This window comes from Microlunatus capsulatus (assembly GCF_017876495.1).
GTDB lineage: Bacteria > Actinomycetota > Actinomycetes > Propionibacteriales > Propionibacteriaceae > Microlunatus > Microlunatus capsulatus.
In genome coordinates this window covers 1,025,852-1,042,186 of record NZ_JAGIOB010000001.1, presented here as the reverse complement: position 1 = coordinate 1,042,186, position 16,335 = coordinate 1,025,852, and the positions used below count along the sequence as shown (strand labels likewise).

Below are 16,335 nucleotides of genomic sequence, written 5' to 3'. Positions count from 1 at the left end.
CGCTCGCGGTCGTGCCTGACCCGAGTGACGTGCCCGCCTGGGACGCGCTGCTGGGCAACGAGGCGATCACCGCGATGGTCGGCAGCGACGCGTTCGCCCGCGCTCTGGTCTACGCCCGCTCCGGCCGGGTGCACGACGTCCGGCTGGACGAGGACGCGATGACCGTGTCCGGGCGGGTCCGCGGCAGCTACCGCGACGACTACGAGGTGACGGTCCACCTCAACCCGTCCCGCTCGGGGGCGACGACGGTCTACCGCGGCCAGTGCACCTGCCCGGTGGTGCTGGACTGCAAGCACGCCGCGGCCGTGCTCGTGGTCGCCCGGACCAGCACCGCCCTGCGGCACCAGGTCGACCGCCCCGAGTGGGAGGTGGCCCTCGAACGGCTGCTGGCCGCGCCCGACCCCGAGCCTCTGGAGACCGCCGCCCCGCTCGCGCTGGAGTTCGAGGTCGAGCGGATCCCCGCCTACCGCGGGTACGCCGGCCGCCAGGACCTGCGGATGCGCCCGGTCCGGCAGGGCCGCAGCGGCGGCTGGGTCAGGAGCGGCATCTCCTGGGAGGACCTCGACTTCGTCGCGCGCTCCTACCGGGCCGAGCACCGCGAGCTGCTGCTGCAGTTCCGGGCCGCAGCCGGCGCCGGGGCGCGCTACGCCCTGCCGCGGACGCCCTGGCTGTCGCTCGGCACCGTCACCAGCGCCTTCTGGGCGCTGCTGGACCAGGCGGCCGCCGCGGGGCTGGACCTGCTGATGGCCAAGCCGCTCACCGGACCGGTCCGCACGACCGAGCGCGCCAGCGTCACCCTCGACGTGCGCCGGGCCGGGGCCGCGGGCCTGCTCGTGGGTCCGCGGGTGGTGCTCGGCGGCCGCCGCCTGGACCTGCCGTCGGTCGGCGTGCTGGGCGAGCCCGCGCACGGGATCTTCGCCGTCTCGGCCGACGCCGAGGGCGCCGAGCGCCTCGTGGTCTCCCGCCTGGAGCAGCTGCTCAGCCGCGAGCTCCGGCAGCTGGTCGTGGACGCGAAGCCGCTGCTGGTGCCGGCCCGGGACGAGGAGCGGTTCCTCGGGGAGTTCGCGCCGCAGCTGCGGCACAAGGTGGGCCTCGGCTCGGCCGACGCCTCCGTGGCCCTGCCCGAGCGCGTCCTGCCGGTGCTGGCCCTGCGGGTCGGCTTCGGCTCCGGGCACCGCGTCCGGCTGGACTGGTCGGTGCGCTACGGCACCGGCGAGGGCGTCCGGGAGCACGCCCTGGACGAGCCCGCCGGCCGGCCCGGGCTGCGGGACCCGGCCGCCGAGGCCGCGCTGGTCGAGGCGCTGCCGCTGCCCTACGACGAGCTGCCGGTGCTCGCCGCGCCGCACGCCGCCCCGCCCCGGCCGGCCCCGCACGTCGAGCTGCCCGAGGCGGCCGCGCTGGTCTTCGTCGACCGGGTGCTGCCCGCCCTGGAGCAGGCCGGCGTCGCCGTCGAGCTGGTGGGGGAGGTGGTCGCCTACCGGCGCAGCGACGCCGAGCCCGCCGTCGCCGTCTCCGCCCGGGAGCGCGACGGCAGCACCGACTGGTTCGACCTGCACATCGAGGTGAGCATCGAGGGCGAGGCGGTGCCGTTCGAGCAGCTCTTCGCCGCGCTCACCCGCGGGGACGAGTACCTGGTCCTGGAGACCGGGGTCTACTTCGCCCTCGACCGCCCCGAGCTGCAGCGGCTGCGCGAGCTCATCGAGGAGTCGAAGGCCCTCGTGGAGGACGCGCCCGACGACGAGCCGGGGCTGGCGATCAGCCGGGAGCAGGCGAGCCTGTGGCAGGACCTCGTCGGGCTCGGCTCGGTGCTCGACGCCTCGACCCGCTGGACCGCCGCCGTCCGCGGCCTGGCCGGGACCAGCGAGGTGCCGGCGGTCGAGGACCCGGCGGGCCTGCGCGCCGAGCTGCGGCCCTACCAGCGGGAGGGCTACCGCTGGCTCGCGCACCTGGAGGCCTCGGGCCTGGGCGGCGTGCTCGCCGACGACATGGGGCTGGGGAAGACGCTGCAGGTGCTCGCCCTGGTGGCGCACGCTCGCGAGCGGGCGCCGGGCCCGCCGTTCCTCGTCGTGGCCCCCACCAGCGTGGTGACGAACTGGGCCCGCGAGGCCGCGACCTTCACCCCCGACCTGCGGGTGGTGGTGGTCGGGGAGTCCGAGGCCAAGCGGACGCGGGGGCGCGGCGGGGCGGAGCGCTCGCTCGCCGCCCTGGTGGCCGGCGCCGACGTCGTCGTCACCTCCTACGCGCTGCTGCGGATCGACGAGGAGGTGTGGGCGGCCCAGGACTGGGCCGGGCTGATTCTCGACGAGGCCCAGTTCGTCAAGAACCACCGGTCCAAGACCTACCTGAGCGCCCGCCGGGTGGCCGTCCCCTTCACCGTCGCCGTCACCGGGACGCCGCTGGAGAACGACCTGATGGACCTGTGGTCGCTGCTGTCGCTGAGCGCCCCGGGGCTGTTCCCCGATCCCGACCGGTTCAGCTCCTACTACCGGCGGCCGATCGAGCGGGCGGGGGACCAGGACAAGCTGGCCCAGCTGCGGCGCCGGATCCGACCGCTGGTGCTTCGCCGCACCAAGGAGAGCGTGGCGCCCGAGCTGCCGCCCAAGCAGGAGCAGGTCGTCGAGGTCGTCCTGCAGCCGAAGCACCTGCGGATCTACCAGACCCACCTGCAGCGGGAGCGGCAGAAGGTGCTGGGCCTGCTCGAGGACGTGGAGGCCAACCGCTTCACGATCCTGGGCTCGCTCACCCGGCTGCGCCAGCTGAGCCTCGACGCCGCCCTGGTCGACCCCGAGCACGCGAACGTCCCCTCGGCCAAGACCGAGCTGCTGGTGTCCGACCTCGAGCAGCTGGTCGCCGAGGGCCACCGGGCGCTGGTCTTCAGCCAGTTCACCAGCTTCCTCGCCCGGGTGCGCGAGCGGCTGGACGCGGCCGGGCTGCCCCACGCCTACCTCGACGGGCGCACCCGGGACCGGGACGCGGTGGTGCAGAGCTTCCGCGACGGGTCGGCGCCCGTGTTCCTCATCAGCCTCAAGGCCGGTGGTTTCGGGCTCAACCTCACCGAGGCCGACTACTGCTTCCTGCTGGACCCCTGGTGGAACCCGGCGGCGGAGGCGCAGGCCGTCGACCGCACGCACCGGATCGGCCAGGACAAGACGGTGATGGTCTACCGGATGGTCGCCCAGGACACGATCGAGCAGAAGGTGATGGAGCTGAAGGCCCGCAAGGGCGAGCTGTTCAGCTCGGTGCTGGGGGAGGACGCCCTCGCCAGCAGCCGGCTGACGGCCGACGACATCCGCGCCCTCGTCACCGGCTGAGCCCCCGGCGTCCACCCGATGTCCACTATCGGCTATGTCCGGAACAGGACACAGGACTCGACAACGACGCCTGCCGAGGACCTAAAATCGATTTAGTCGCCGACGGGGTCCGTCCCCCGGCGACCCGTCGCCGCTCGGGCGCGCGTCCGGAGTTCGCCCCTGGGGGAGGGAACACGGACGCCGCCCGGCGCCGCGGCACAGAGCTCGGGAGCACGTGTGCCTCCCACCCCCGGGACGGGGGCGGGAGGCACAGGTGTCTCCGGGCCGGGTCGGCCGACTACCAGGCGTAGTCCTCGGGGGCGGTCTTGTGCCCAGGGAAGATCTCGTCCAGCCGGCTGAGCGCCGCCTCGTCCAGGCGGATGTCGACCGCGCGCAGGGCGCCGTCGAACTGCTCGGGGGTGCGCGGGCCGATGATCGGCGCCGTCACCGCACGCTGGTGCAGCAGCCAGGCCAGCGCGAGGTCGCCCGGCTGGTGGCCCAGCTGCTCGGCGAAGTCCTCGTACGCCGTGAGCTGGTCGCGGTGCTCCTCGAGGCTCTGCGCGGAGCGGCCCTCGAGCCGGCGCTTGCCCTCCTCGGTCTTCTTCACCACGCCGCCCAGCAGGCCGCCCTGCAGCGGGGACCAGGGGATGATGCCCAGGCCGTAGTGCTCCGCGGCGGGGATCACCTCGAGCTCGATGTCGCGGACCAGCAGGTTGTAGAGCGACTGCTCGCTGACCAGGCCGACGCTGTGGCGCTCCGCCGCGGCCGCCTGGGCCTGGGCGATGTGCCAGCCGGCGAAGTTGCTGCTGCCGGCGTAGAGGATCTTGCCCTGGGCGATCGCGACGTCGACCGCCTGCCAGATCTCGTCCCAGGGGGTGTTCCGGTCGATGTGGTGGAACTGGTAGACGTCGACGTAGTCGGTCTGCAGCCGCTTGAGGCTGGCGTCGAGGGCGCGGCGGATGTTGAGGGCGGACAGCTTGCCCTCGTTGGGCCAGGTGCCCATGTCGCCGTAGACCTTGGTGGCGAGCACGGTCTTCTCGCGCCGCCCGCCGCCCTGGGCGAACCAGCGGCCGATGATCTCCTCGGTCCAGCCGCGGTGGCCCTCGCCGCCGTAGCCGTTCGCGGTGTCGAAGAAGTTGACGCCCTGGGTGTGGGCGGTGTCCATGATGCCGTGCGCGACGTCCTCGTCGGTCTGGGGACCGAAGTTCATGGTGCCGAGGCAGAGGCGCGAGACGCTGAGGCCGGTGCGGCCGAGGTGGGTGTACTCCATGCCCCCACACTGACATCTTTGTTGCGCAGCGTGAGGAGGGGGTGGGCCCACCACCTCCGTCCTCAGCCTTCCGGCGGCGCCCCGAGGTGGCGCAGGTCGCCGTGCCGGCGCAGCCAGTCCACGCCCTCGCGGACCGCGACGTCGGGCTCGCCCGGCGTGTAGCCGAGCAGCTGCCGGGCCTTGTCGGGCGAGGCGTACTGGCTCCGCCACAGGTGGTCCCAGCTCTGGTCGGCGAACGGCGCCGGGGTGGCGGCCCGGTACTCCTCCCAGCCGACGACCCGGGTGACAGGCTCCCGCCCGAACCACCCGGCGGCGACCTCGAGCAGGCCGCGCACGGTCATGGCCCGCGCGGCGGTGGCGTGCAGGACCTGGCCGGCGGCGGCGTCGCGCTGCTCGAGCGCCAGCTGGAAGGCCGCGGCGACGTCGTCGGCGTGCACGTGGTGCAGCAGCTCGGCGCCGGTGCCCGGCACCAGCACCTCCTCCCCGCGCGCCAGCCGCTCCCAGACGCCGGCGTCGAGGTTGCCCAGCGGGGTGATCGGCGCCCAGCCGGGGCCGCTGATGTGCCCCGGGTGCAGCGAGGTGGTGACCAGCCCGCCGGCGGCGGTCTCCTGCGCCAGCAGCGTGGCGATCGCGTCCTTGGCCACGCCGTAGTCGCCGACGGGGTGGCGCGGGTCGTCCTCGGTGAGGGGGACCCGCGTGCTCGGCCCGTGCATCCAGATGGAGCCGCAGTGCAGGAGGTGGCCGGTCCGGCCGCGGAGGCCCTCGACCAGCGCCTGCGCCGAGGCGGGGGTGAAGCAGATGAGGTCGACGACGGCGTCCGCGCCGAGGTCGGCCACCCGGGCGGCGAAGGTGCCGGCGGCGTCCTCGGCCTCGCGGTCCACCGCCACGGGGACGACCTCGGCCCAGGCCGGGTCGTCGACGTAGGGCCGCGACGACCCCCGGCTGAGGTTGAGCACCTCGTGCCCCGCCCGGACCAGCCGGGGGAGGAGGGAGGAGCCGATGTGGCCGGAGCCGCCGATCACCGCAACGCGCATGACCGCCAGTCCACCACGGACCGCGCTGGCGAGCACCAGGTGGTCGTGACAAGGTGATCTTGAGGTGATCCTGAGGATTACCTGCCGCAATACCGAGAGGGGCCAGAGAGGCTCCGAGCAGACTCCTCCATGTCGGGACGGGGGGTCCCGACCGAGGGCCTCGGGTCCTGTGCACACATGAGAGGACTGCAGATGAACACCATGGCAGGCCGGCTGGTCGAGCGCTGTGGTGCCCACGCAGTCCGGTCCGGGCCGACCGCCCACGTCCGGGGGGACGCGAGCGGCGGCAACGGGACGACCGTGCACGGGGCCGAGCAGAGGTGGTCGCCAGCACGGCCCGGTTCGGGGGAGCCAGGGTCCGCGCTGCTGCGGCCTCCAGGGAGGAGTCCGGTCCAGCCGCTGGACTCCCCTCTGGCCACCGGTCCGTCCGCGAGGACGCACCGGGCACGAGGCCGCGGTCCGGTCGGGGGGACCGGCCGCGGCCCGGGCACCAGGTCTGCTCGGGGGAGCGCCTGATGCCGGGGAGGGAGGCCGGGGGAGCCTCCGGTCTCTCGCACGGGGACCGGGCCGTCCAGCCGGACGGCCCGCAGGACCGGTCGGCCCCGGCGCAGCACGCGCCGCGGCCGGCCGGCCCCACGCGCGAGTGGCAGATGACGCCGCAGGAGCAGGACATGATGGCCTGCTTCCGGCAGGACTACCTGGACCTGCTCGACGGCCGGGTGGCCACGATCGAGCGCCTGGTCGCCCAGCACGAGGTGGAGCCGGCGCACGTCGCGCTGCTCAGCCTGGAGTCCAGCAGCGCCATGGTCGGGGCGGCCGAGCTGGCCGCCGTCGTCCGGGAGCTGCGGGGCGTGTTGGACGGGGCTGGCGCCGACGAGCTGGAGGCGCTGACGGCCCGGCTGGCCGTCGAGGCCGCCGCGGTCGCCCGTCGGCTGGGGGAGCCGGCCGAGCGGGCCGGCTGAGCACCGCTCACGACGCCTGAGCACGACGTCGCACGGCCCGGGTCCACCAGGACCCGGGCCGTTCGTCGTGCTCACAGGTGCGCCGCCGGTCGGGCGGCGAGGGTCAGCGCCGCGCGGTCGAGCGGCGGGCGTCGGCGAGCCGGTAGCCCACCCCGCGCACCGTCTCGATGAACCGCGGGGCGCCGACGGGGTCGTTGAGCTTGCGCCGCAGGTTGGCCATGTGCACCTCGACCGCCCGCTTGTCGGAGTCGGACACGTAGCCGGTCGTGGCGTAGTCCCCGCGCAGCTCCAGGGCGAGGGCGTCCTTGCTGATCACCCGGCGGGCGCCCTGCATGATCGCCAGCAGCAGGTCGAACTCGCTGCGGGTGAGCTCGACGGGGGAGCCGTCGACGTCGCAGAGCCACATCTCCTCGTTGATCCGCAGGCCGTTGTGCGCCAGCCAGCCGGCCTCGTCGTCGTCCTCGGCCGCCGCCGCGGGGGCCGAGGACGCGGCCGCCGGGGCCGGCGTCGCCGCGGGAGCCGGGCCGCCCGACTCGGTGAGGCCGGGCAGGTGGTAGCGGCGCAGCATGGCCTCGATCCGCGCGCGCAGCTCGCGCGGGCGGAACGGCTTGGTGAGGTAGTCGTCGGCCCCGGCGTCGAGGCCCATCAAGGTGTCGATCTCCTCGTCGCGGGCCGACAGCATGATGATGTAGGTGCTGCTGAAGGCGCGGATCTGGCGGGCGACCTCGAAGCCGTCGATGCCCGGCAGGCTGATGTCGAGGGTGGTGACGATCGGCTGGTGGGTCCGCACCGCGTCGATGCCCTCGGCCCCGGTCCCGCTCGCGTGGCAGGTGAAGCCCGCCTGGGTGAGGATCGCGCTCAGCAGGTTGCGGATGTCCGCGTCGTCCTCGATCACGACCGCCACCCGCCCCGACGCCTGCGTCGGCGCGGCGGAGGGGGACGACCCGGTGGACATGCTCATACGGTACCGACCGTTCTGGAGGTGGGCACGTCGTCGCGGCGGGCGCTGCCGGGGGGACCGGACGACGTGGGGCCTGGACCGGCCCCGGGGTTGGGGGTGCTCACGTGAAGTCCAGCGTGTAGTAGTACTGCCCGTCGGCGCGCTCGGGGACGGCGCCCGTGACGCGCTCGAAGGCGTCGGCCAGCCGCTGGCCCAGCGGCAGGGTGTCGACGTTGTAGGCGCACATGTCGTAGCCGCAGACGGCGCGGTCGGCCAGCGGGTCCCGGATGCCGATCTCGACCATCTGGTCCAGGAAGCGGGCGTGCCGCTGACTGGGGTGGGCGAGCACGAAGCCGAAGTACCAGACGGCGTCGCGGGCCCAGTGCTCGGGGTATCGGGCCTCGAAGTACTGGGGGCTGATCCACGGCACGGTCTCCAGGCGCCGCGTCATGGTGCACATCCCCACCGGTCGGCCCTCGTCGTCCCAGGCGACGTACTTCATGACGGCGTCGTCGACCATCTGGGCGGCGAACTCGGACTCGGTGAGCACCTGGCGGGCCATCGCCTGGGTCCGCAGCGGACCGAAGGCGGCCTCGTAGAGCTCGTAGAAGGCCAGCGTCATCTCGGGCTCGACGTGGTACTCCCGCGTGAAGCGCCACTGGCCGTGCTGGCCGAGGTCCTCCGCGTCGTAGACGCGCGCCAGGCCCTTCACCGCGCACCGCCGGGCACCGGGGCGGGGTCCCAGCCGGCCGTCTGGTAGCTGGCCACCACCAGGGCCGCGGCCGGGGCGCCCGTGCAGGTGGCCGAGGCCACCAGGCGCCCGCCCTCGACGTAGTCCTGCTCGCGGTTCTCCATCATCGCGCCGAGGGTCGCCCCGAGGTGGGCGTGCAGGTCGGCCTCGGTGGTGCTGCTGTGCTCGACGAACAGCCCGGCCCCCGAGCCGTCGGTCTGCAGCGCCCAGGCCATACCGGCCCAGGCCTCGGCGCCCGGGGTCGTGGCGTAGGAGGCGGCGTAGACGCAGTAGAGGAGGTCGCCGTGGCGGCCCTTGAGCTGCTCGGCGGGCGGGACCACGTCGACGGTGGCCCCGAGGGGGATGACCGAGCTCAGCGGGAGCAGGTTGAAGTTCTGCAGGCCGGCGGCGACCAGGGCCGCGTCGAAGGCCGCGAGCCGGGTCGGACCCTCGGCGCGGCTGCGGCTCATCCGGATCCGCAGCCCGGTCAGCGCGGACGGCGCGGACCGGTGGTCGGGGGCGGTCTCGGTCGAGACGGGGGCCTGCGGTGACGGCACGGTGTCCTCCTGGAGGTGGGGGCGGTTCGCCGGTCGCGACGGTGCGGGACGACGGGGGCGGTCGACGGGAGCGGGGACGGGCGGGACGGTCAGCGGGCGGTGCCGGCCGGGGCGGGGACGGCGCGGCGGTCGCGGACGGGTGGCACCCGGTCCGCGGGCGCCGTCACGGGTTCCACGGCCAGCGGCACGGGCAGGGTGAAGCGGAACGCGGCACCCCCGTCGGGGTTGTTGCGGGCCCAGATCCGCCCGCCCAGTCGCTCGACGATGCTGCGGCTGATGGCCAGGCCCAGGCCCGACCCGCCCTTCTCGCGCGCGTCGGAGGAGTCGACCTGCTGGAACCGCGCGAACACCGCGTCCAGCTTGTCCTCGGGGATGCCCCGCCCGGAGTCGGAGACCTCGAACTCCACGAAGCTGCCGCGACGGACGCACTGCACGGTGACCTCCTGGCCGGGGCTGGAGAACTTGATCGCGTTCCCCAGCAGGTTGAGCAGGGTCTGGACCACGCGGTCCTCGTCGGCCCGCACCACGCCCTCGGCGTGGATCACCCGCAGCGAGACGTCGGCCTCCGTCGCGAGGACGCCCGCCTGCTCCACCGCGGTGCGCAGCAGGTCGGTGGCGGACAGGTCGGAGAGCTCCATGGGCAGGGCCCCGGCCTCCATCCGCTCCAGGTCCAGGATCTCGTTGATCAGCCGCGTCAGCCGCTCGCTGGAGACCAGGGCGATGTCGACCATCCGGCCGGCCGCCGGGGTGAGGGGTCCCAGCGCGCCGCCGGCCAGCAGCCCGAGCGAGCCGCGGATCGCGGTGAGCGGGGTCCGGAGCTCGTGGCTGACCATCGAGACGAACTCGTTCTTGAGCCGGTCGACCTCCCGGCGCTGGGTGACGTCGCGGAAGACCACGACCGCGCCCAGGGTGGCGCCGTCGTCGGTCAGCGGGGTGGCGGTCACCTCGACGGGGATCTCCAGCCCGTCCGCCCGGAGGTAGCTGTCCTCCTCGGCGTTGGTGGCGATGCCGTCGCGGATCGCCTCGGCGATGTAGCAGCTCTCCGACGGGTAGGCCTGCCCGGTCGGCGCGGGGGCGTGGAAGGTGGCGTGGGCGTCGTGCCCGATGAGCTCCAGGGCCTCGTAGCCGAGGGCCTCGGCGGCCGCCGGGTTGACGAAGGTGACGAGCCCGAACCGGTCGACCCCGTAGATGCCGTCGCCGACGGAGTTCACCAGGAGGTCGCTCTGCCGGGTCACCTGGCGCAGGGAGCGCGTGCGCTCGACGACGCGCTGCTCCAGCGTGCGGCGCAGCTGCTCGTTGTCGAGGACCAGCAGGAACTGCCGGCCGAGCACGGCCAGCAGCACGACGGTCCACAGCACGGCGGTGACGAGGTTGACGCTGTCGTTCTCGACCCCGACGAGGCTGAGCAGGGCGGCCAGCAGGAAGACGCTGAAGACGGTGGCGGTGCCCACGACCGGCGAGCTCTCCACCTCGCCGTCCGGCTGCCCGGGGGCCGGGGTGGTGGCGTTGGCCACCGACCAGGCGATCAGGGCGTAGCCGGCCACCCAGCCGAGGTCGACGGGGGTGCCCAGCTCGAAGAACCCGGTGTTCACCAGCCGCAGCGCGTAGAGGAGGTCGGAGACGGCGTAGAGGGAGAACCCGATGGCCAGGGCCCCCAGCACGGAGCGGTCCCCGCGCGCGGTCCGCATGAACAGGAGGGCACCCAGGGTGGCGACGACGATGTCGAAGACGGGGGCGGCGAGGTTGGCGACGGCGACGGTGGGGTCCATGGTCGCCACCTGGGACCAGATGCGGATCGAGACCACGGCCAGGATGGAGCCGCCGATGACCACGCCGTCGAGCAGCATCCGCGCGAGGTCGGTGCCGCGGCGGCGGGCGAGGGGGAAGGTGGTGACGCCGGCGACGGCGAGCACCAGGGTGGCCAGCAGGGTGATGTCGCTGGCCGAGACCGTCTCACGGTCGCGCTGGGCCCCGTTGATCATCAGCCCGAGGTTGCCGAGCGCTGCGCTCAGGCAGGCGAGCGACCACAGGTTGTACGCACGCCGTCGGAGGCCGGTGCTCCGCACCGCCCGGAAGCGGCACGAGATGCACGCCGTGAGACCCACCCCGACGAGCGCGCTCCCGCTGAGCAGGGTGCGGACCTCCGCCGGGAGGTCGCTCGACAGCAGCACGGCCAGCACGAGGACCAGCAGTCCCGTGGTCGCGCTGAACAGACCGAATCGCCAAGCCCCCGAACCTTGGAGACGCCCATGGCTCTCCATGGACGGTGACGCTACCACCCGTGCGCCGTTACGATGATCGACACACGAAGGCCCCCGTGGACGTGCGCCGGGGCCCGGACGGGCCGGAGAATGGGGTGGTCGTCGATGGGTACGGGCGCGACGTCAGGACGGGGCCGGCCGTGAGCAGCCACCGGGTGCTCGTCGTCGACGACGACGACATGCTGCGCGAGGTCGCCAAGGTCTCGCTGGAGATGGTCGGCGGGTGGCAGGTGCTGACCGCGGGCTCGGGGGCCGAGGCCTGCGCCGTCGCCCTGCGGGACCAGCCGGACGCGCTGCTGCTGGACGTGATGATGCCCGGGATGGACGGCCCGAGCACCGTGGTCGCCCTGCGCGAGGACCCCGCCACCCGCGACATCCCGATCGTCTTCCTCACCGCCAAGGTGGGCGGTGAGGGCCACCAGCTCTGGGAGCACCTCGAGGTGTCTGGTGTAATACCGAAGCCCTTCGACCCGATGACCCTGCCGGCCGAGGTGGCGCGGCTGCTCGGGTGGTGAGACGGAGGACGAAGCGTGGTGCCCGTGCGGCCGGTCGAGGATCCTGACGACGCCCTGGGGGCCGTCATGGCCGTCCTCGCCGCGTCCGCGCGCGAGGCCAACCTCGCCCGGACCGCCGTGATCGAGGAGGCCCTGACCGCCCTCGCCGCCGGTCAGCTGGACACCGCCCGCCGCGAGGCCGCGAAGTCGGCGGCGCACCAGGTGGTCGGCTCGGCGGGGACGTTCGGACGCCACCGCGCCTCCGAGCTGGCCGCCGGCCTCGAGCAGTGGTTCCGCGAGGAGGCCCCGGCCCCGGCGGACGCCGACCGGCTGGCCCGGGCCCGCGCGCAGGTCGTGGCGCTGCGGGCCGACCTGGCCGGGGGTCACCAGGACGAGGTCTGACCCACCCGGGAGCCGGTCACCGGCACCGGCCGGCGGCGGTGCAGCAGCCAGGCGGCGAGGACGCCGCCGACCGCCCCGCCCAGGTGGGCCTGCCAGCTGATCCCGGCCGCCCCGGGCAGCACGCCCCAGATCAGCCCCCCGTAGACCAGCAGCACGGCCAGGCCCACGAGCACCTGCGCCGGCCGGCGGGACCAGACGCCCCGGGCGATGAGGTAGGTGAGCCAGCCGAAGATCAGACCGCTCGCGCCGAGGACGATCGTGTCGGCGGGCGTGAGGGCCCAGGCGAACAGGCCCGAGGAGACGATGCTGGCCAGCGACGACAGCAGCCAGCGGGCGACGCCGCTCAGCAGGATGAGGAACCCGAGGACGCCGAAGGGCACGCTGTTGCTCGCCAGGTGCTGGAACCCGGCGTGCAGGAAGGGGGCGGTGACGATCTCCGGCAGCCCGTCGAGCTCGCGGGCCTCGATCCCGTAGGCGTCGAGGGCGCCGCCGCTCAGGGTGTCCACGACCTCGAGCAGCCAGAGCCCGGCCAGCAGGGTCGCCATGACGAGCGCCGCCTGGGCGGGACGGACGGTCTCCTGCTTCATCGGTGCTCCTCGGCGCCGGGCCCACCGGGCGGCGGGGTCGGACCTCCAGGGTGCCCCGGCCGGTCAAGGCCGGCGCGACGGCGCCGGCCCGGAGGGATCAGCCCAGGACGGTCGTCCCCAGCAGCCGGCCGATGGCGAAGGTGGCCGCCAGGGCGACCGCACCGCCGACGACGACGCGCAGGGTGGGGCGCAGCAGCGGGCTGCCGCCCAGCCGGGCGCCGGCCGCCCCGGTCAGGGCCAGGGCGACCAGCACGGCGACCACCGTGCCCGCGACCCGTGAGCCCTGGGGCAGCAGGAGGACGGCGAGCATCGGCAGCAGGGCGCCGGCCACGAAGGCGGCCGCCGAGGCGCCCGCCGCGTGCCAGGGGCTGACGAGGTCGTCGCGGTCGATGTTGAGCTCGGCCTCCAGGTGCGCGCCCAGCGCGTCCTGGGCGGTGAGCTCCTCGGCGACGGCGCGGGCGGTGGCGGCGCTGAGGCCGCGGGCCTCGTACAGCGCGGTCAGCTCGTCGAGCTCGGCCTCCGGCATCGCGGCCAGCTCGGCCTCCTCCTTGGCGATGAGGGCGCGCTCGCTGTCGCGCTGGCTGCTGACCGACACGTACTCCCCGAGCGCCATCGAGACGGCGCCCCCCACCAGCGCGGCCGAGGCGGCGGTCAGCACGGGGGCCAGGGCCGGGGTGGCGCCGGCGACGCCCACGGCGACCGCGGCGACCGAGACGATGCCGTCGTTGGCGCCCAGCACGGCCGCGCGCAGACCGTTCAGGCGGTTGGCGAGGCCGGACGCGTGCGGCTCGGCGGCGTGGGTCGGCTCGGCGGAGGCCGGGAGGGTGCGGGTGGGGTCCGCCTCGGCGGTCGGGGTGGGCGGGGTCAGCGGTGGCACACCCCCAGTCAAGCCCGGTGACCGCGTGCGCGCCACGAAGGTTCGGCTGCCCTCGCCCGCCCGGCCGGGGCTCCCGCCGGGTCCGGCACGCGGCCGGTCGAGGGCGGGCTCAGACCGCGGGCACGGGGTGCACGCGCAGCCGCAGCCGGCTGGTGCGCTCCTCGTCCGCCTGGACCCAGACGGTGGTGGCGGAGGCCCGCCGGACCTCGTGCAGGCCGTGGGCCGGCCACCCCGTCCCGGGGGCCAGCGCGAGGAAGTACCCGCGGGAGTACCAGGGGAACCCGTGCCGCCCGCCGGCCTCCATCGAGTACCAGAGGTAGGGCCAGTCCTCGTCCCAGGTGAGGTCCAGCCCGACCGTCCGGTCGGGGCTGCGGACGGTCACCGACGGCGTGTCGAAGTCGGCCAGGTAGGCCAGCCGGGTCTCGTCGGCCTCGGGCCCGGGGAGCCGGGAGAGGTTGACGACGCTGCGCTGGCCGTGCGAGCGCGGCCAGGGCATGAGGTCGTCGTAGCTGGTGCTGGTGCTGAAGCGCGGGTCGGGGTGGACGGTGCTGGCCGAGGTCGTGACGCTGCTCCCCGGCCCCACGAGGTCGCCGCCCAGGGCCAGCTGGGAGCCCCACATCAGCTCGACCTGCTCGCCGCCGACGTTGTGCACCGTCTCGTCGAGGACGACCTCGTCGCCGTCGAGGGTGAAGGTCTTGCGCAGGGTGAAGGGGGAGCGCACCAGCCGCCCCGTCAGCACCAGGCTGTCGCCCTCGACCTGCCAGTCCAGCCACGTCAGCCGGGCCTCGCCGCTGTGGCCCCACTCGACGCCGCCGACCACGGCGGTGTCGCCGCCGTTGGGGAACAGCGTCTGCCAGCCGCCCGGGTAGGTGTCGACCATCTGGGCCTCGGAGCTGCCCGGCAGCGACCAGGCGCCGCGGCGGCGGAGCCCCCAGGGCGTGCTCCACAGGAGGGAGGCGCCGTCGGGGAGCCGGCGGAGGCCGGTGACGGTCCCGCCGAGGGCCGGCACCACGTCCAGGCTGACGGCGCCGTTGCTGAGCCGGAGCACCTCCCAGTCGCGGACGTCGAGCTGTTCGATCTGCACCCGCGCAGCCTAGGTCAGCCAGTGATCCGCAGCGCCGCCACGGAGCCCGCGTCGTCGCTGAGCACCAGCGTGACCGGCTGCCGGGCGACGTCGAACAGCACCTCGCCGCGCACCTGCTCGCCCCGGCCGAGGCGGCCGTACCCGAGGTCACCGGCGCCCCCGCCCGCCGTGGAGGGCTCGACCAGCCGCCCGGTCGCGTCGAAGAGCTGGAACGAGTCGGGGCCGTGGTCGACCGTGCCGGTCGTGCAGGTCAGCTCGACGGTGAGCCGCAGCCGGTCGGGGCTGCCCGGCTCCCAGCTGGTCTCGAGCACCGCGAGCCGGCCCGTGCCGCGGGCACCGGTGAACAGGATGGCGTCCCGCTCGGCGGTCGAGGGGCTGGCGGCCGGCCGGGTCGTCGCCGGGGCCGGCGGGGGGACCCGGGTGTCGGCCCGCCAGGCGGCGACCGTGCCGAGCGCCGTCACCACGGCGACCACGAGGACGACGGCGGCGGTCACCACGGCCGGGCGGCGGGAGGGTCGGTACGGCGCCGCGGGGCGCGGGGGCGCGGCGGGCGGGGGCGGACCCGGGGGGATCGGCGGGGCGGGCTGGACGAAGTCCGGCGTGCCGCCGGAGCTGCGACCCAGCCCCTCGCCGCCGTCCGGCCGCTCGCTCATCGGGCCACGGTAGCGCGGGCGGCCGGGTGCGGAGGTCCGGCCGCGCGGCGTCGTCCACAGGGGCGGGCCGCCCCGGGTCGTCGTCCCCAGGCCGGCCGGCCGCCGCACCTCCGGGAGCGGCGTCCGGAGGGTCCCGGCATGACCGTCAGCCGTCGCCAGCCGCCCGCCGAGCAGCACCCCTCCGACCCCGGTCCGACGACCGACCCGCACCGGCTGCGGGTGCGACGACCGGCGGACTTCCTGGCCGTCATCCCCTACCTGCTGGGCTTCCACCCGGCCGAGTCGCTGGTCGTCGTCCTCTCCCGGCGGGGCCGGGTGCTGCTGACCGCCCGGATCGACCTGCCCCCGCCCGGGGAGGAGACGGCGGTGGCTGCGCAGGTGCGGCAGCTCAGGACCCAGCACGAGGTCGACGAGCTGGTGCTGGTCGGCTACGGCGACGACGGCCCCGGCACCCGCCGGGTGCTCGAGCGGGTGCGCGTCGCACTGGGCGGCGAGGTGGGCGTGCGCGAGGTGGTGCTGGTCAGCGGGGCGCGGTGGTGGTCGCTCAGCTGCCGCACCGGCTGCTGCCCGCCCGAGGGGTCCGTCTTCGACCCGGACGCCCACCCGCTGGCCGCGGAGGCGGTGTACCGCGGCCTGGTCGCGGGGCGCAGCCGGTCCGACCTCGAGGCCCTGGTCGCCGGGCCGGCGGCCGACGCCGTGCCGAGGCTGCGGGGGCTGGTCGCCCTGGCCCGCCAGCAGGTCGGCGGGCTGGGCCGGCCGGCGGCGGCGCAGGCGCTGGCCGACGGGGTGCGGGCCGGACTGGTCCCGCCGGGCCCCGACGAGACCGCGGCCGCGCGGCTGGCGGTGCTGGCCCTCGACCTCGCGGTCCGCGACGTCGGCTGGGCGATGGTCAGCCGGTCCACGGCGGAGCAGCACCAGCGGCTCTGGGCGCAGGTGGTGGCGGCCGTCCCGCCGGAGGTGGCGTCGGCGCCGCTCGGGCTGCTGGGCGCCGAGGCGTGGGTCGGCGGGAACGGGGCGCTGCTCAACTGCTGCGTCGAGCGGTTGGAGCGCGACGACCCCGGCTACACCCTGGGCCACCTGCTCGCCGACCTGAGCGAGCGGGCGCTGCCGCCCAGCCTGTGGGACGAGCTGGTGGGCGGCCTGCGCGCCGAGGTCGGCGCGGTGACGGGCGTGCGGGGGCTCCACTAGGTTGGC

The 16,335-nt window shown here is 75.2% G+C and carries 15 protein-coding genes; 5 read left to right on the top strand and 10 right to left on the bottom strand.

The annotated features are described in order from the left end of the window. Positions 1-11 precede the first annotated feature (11 nt). On the top strand, positions 12-3,311 hold the full coding sequence (locus tag JOF54_RS04810; protein ID WP_307803838.1) for a DEAD/DEAH box helicase: 3,300 nt from the start codon (positions 12-14) through the stop codon (positions 3,309-3,311). Between the two features lie 277 nt (positions 3,312-3,588). Here the strand turns inward: JOF54_RS04810 and JOF54_RS04805 are convergent, their stop codons facing one another. Both JOF54_RS04805 and JOF54_RS04800 read right to left on the bottom strand, forming a co-directional pair. Next, positions 3,589-4,560 (bottom strand): aldo/keto reductase, encoded by a 972-nt coding sequence (locus JOF54_RS04805; protein ID WP_210053483.1) that lies wholly within the window; start codon positions 4,558-4,560, stop codon positions 3,589-3,591. Between the two features lie 62 nt (positions 4,561-4,622). Further along, complete coding sequence (locus JOF54_RS04800; RefSeq protein ID WP_210053481.1) at positions 4,623-5,594, bottom strand: NAD-dependent epimerase/dehydratase family protein; 972 nt, start codon at positions 5,592-5,594, stop codon at positions 4,623-4,625. 515 nt (positions 5,595-6,109) lie between these two features. Here JOF54_RS04800 and JOF54_RS04795 point away from each other — a divergent pair. Further along, complete coding sequence (locus JOF54_RS04795) at positions 6,110-6,556, top strand: hypothetical protein (RefSeq protein WP_210053479.1); 447 nt, start codon at positions 6,110-6,112, stop codon at positions 6,554-6,556. Positions 6,557-6,659: 103 nt separating this feature from the next. On the opposite strand, the gene JOF54_RS04790 is transcribed toward JOF54_RS04795, so the two are convergent. The 4 genes from JOF54_RS04790 to JOF54_RS04775 all read right to left on the bottom strand — a co-directional run bounded on the left by JOF54_RS04790 (position 6,660) and on the right by JOF54_RS04775 (position 10,963). Then, positions 6,660-7,511: a response regulator transcription factor gene (locus JOF54_RS04790; RefSeq protein WP_210053477.1), complete on the bottom strand. Its 852-nt coding sequence runs from the start codon at positions 7,509-7,511 to the stop codon at positions 6,660-6,662. Positions 7,512-7,617: 106 nt separating this feature from the next. After that, on the bottom strand, positions 7,618-8,208 hold the full coding sequence (locus tag JOF54_RS04785) for a hypothetical protein (RefSeq protein WP_210053476.1): 591 nt from the start codon (positions 8,206-8,208) through the stop codon (positions 7,618-7,620). Next, complete coding sequence (locus tag JOF54_RS04780) at positions 8,205-8,783, bottom strand: pyruvoyl-dependent arginine decarboxylase (protein ID WP_210053474.1); 579 nt, start codon at positions 8,781-8,783, stop codon at positions 8,205-8,207. The genes JOF54_RS04785 and JOF54_RS04780 overlap by 4 nt, the downstream gene beginning before the upstream one ends. Before the next feature lie 89 nt (positions 8,784-8,872). Further along, positions 8,873-10,963 (bottom strand): sensor histidine kinase, encoded by a 2,091-nt coding sequence (locus JOF54_RS04775; RefSeq protein WP_210053473.1) that lies wholly within the window; start codon positions 10,961-10,963, stop codon positions 8,873-8,875. A gap of 221 nt (positions 10,964-11,184) precedes the next feature. On the opposite strand from JOF54_RS04775, the gene JOF54_RS04770 reads away from it, so the two are divergent. Both JOF54_RS04770 and JOF54_RS04765 read left to right on the top strand, forming a co-directional pair. Continuing rightward, positions 11,185-11,559, top strand: coding sequence for a response regulator (locus tag JOF54_RS04770; protein WP_307803837.1), 375 nt, complete (start codon positions 11,185-11,187; stop codon positions 11,557-11,559). A 15-nt stretch (positions 11,560-11,574) separates the two neighbouring features. Continuing rightward, positions 11,575-11,940, top strand: coding sequence for an Hpt domain-containing protein (locus JOF54_RS04765; RefSeq protein WP_210053471.1), 366 nt, complete (start codon positions 11,575-11,577; stop codon positions 11,938-11,940). Here JOF54_RS04765 and JOF54_RS04760 read toward each other — a convergent pair. From JOF54_RS04760 to JOF54_RS04745, 4 genes are all read right to left on the bottom strand, one after another. After that, entirely contained in the window at positions 11,922-12,485 is a 564-nt protein-coding gene (locus JOF54_RS04760) for a rhomboid family intramembrane serine protease (protein ID WP_210059355.1), read from the bottom strand. The genes JOF54_RS04765 and JOF54_RS04760 overlap by 19 nt on opposite strands. Before the next feature lie 139 nt (positions 12,486-12,624). After that, complete coding sequence (locus JOF54_RS04755) at positions 12,625-13,404, bottom strand: VIT1/CCC1 transporter family protein (protein ID WP_307803836.1); 780 nt, start codon at positions 13,402-13,404, stop codon at positions 12,625-12,627. A 109-nt stretch (positions 13,405-13,513) separates the two neighbouring features. Next, entirely contained in the window at positions 13,514-14,488 is a 975-nt protein-coding gene (locus JOF54_RS04750; protein ID WP_210053469.1) for an aldose epimerase family protein, read from the bottom strand. Positions 14,489-14,502: 14 nt separating this feature from the next. Next, positions 14,503-15,141: a hypothetical protein gene (locus tag JOF54_RS04745; protein WP_210053467.1), complete on the bottom strand. Its 639-nt coding sequence runs from the start codon at positions 15,139-15,141 to the stop codon at positions 14,503-14,505. A 138-nt stretch (positions 15,142-15,279) separates the two neighbouring features. On the opposite strand from JOF54_RS04745, the gene JOF54_RS04740 reads away from it, so the two are divergent. Further along, the gene (locus tag JOF54_RS04740) at positions 15,280-16,329 is read left to right on the top strand and encodes a DUF4192 domain-containing protein (RefSeq protein WP_210053465.1); all 1,050 of its coding nucleotides are present in this window, start codon (positions 15,280-15,282) and stop codon (positions 16,327-16,329) included. The last annotated feature ends 6 nt before the right edge of the window (positions 16,330-16,335 follow it).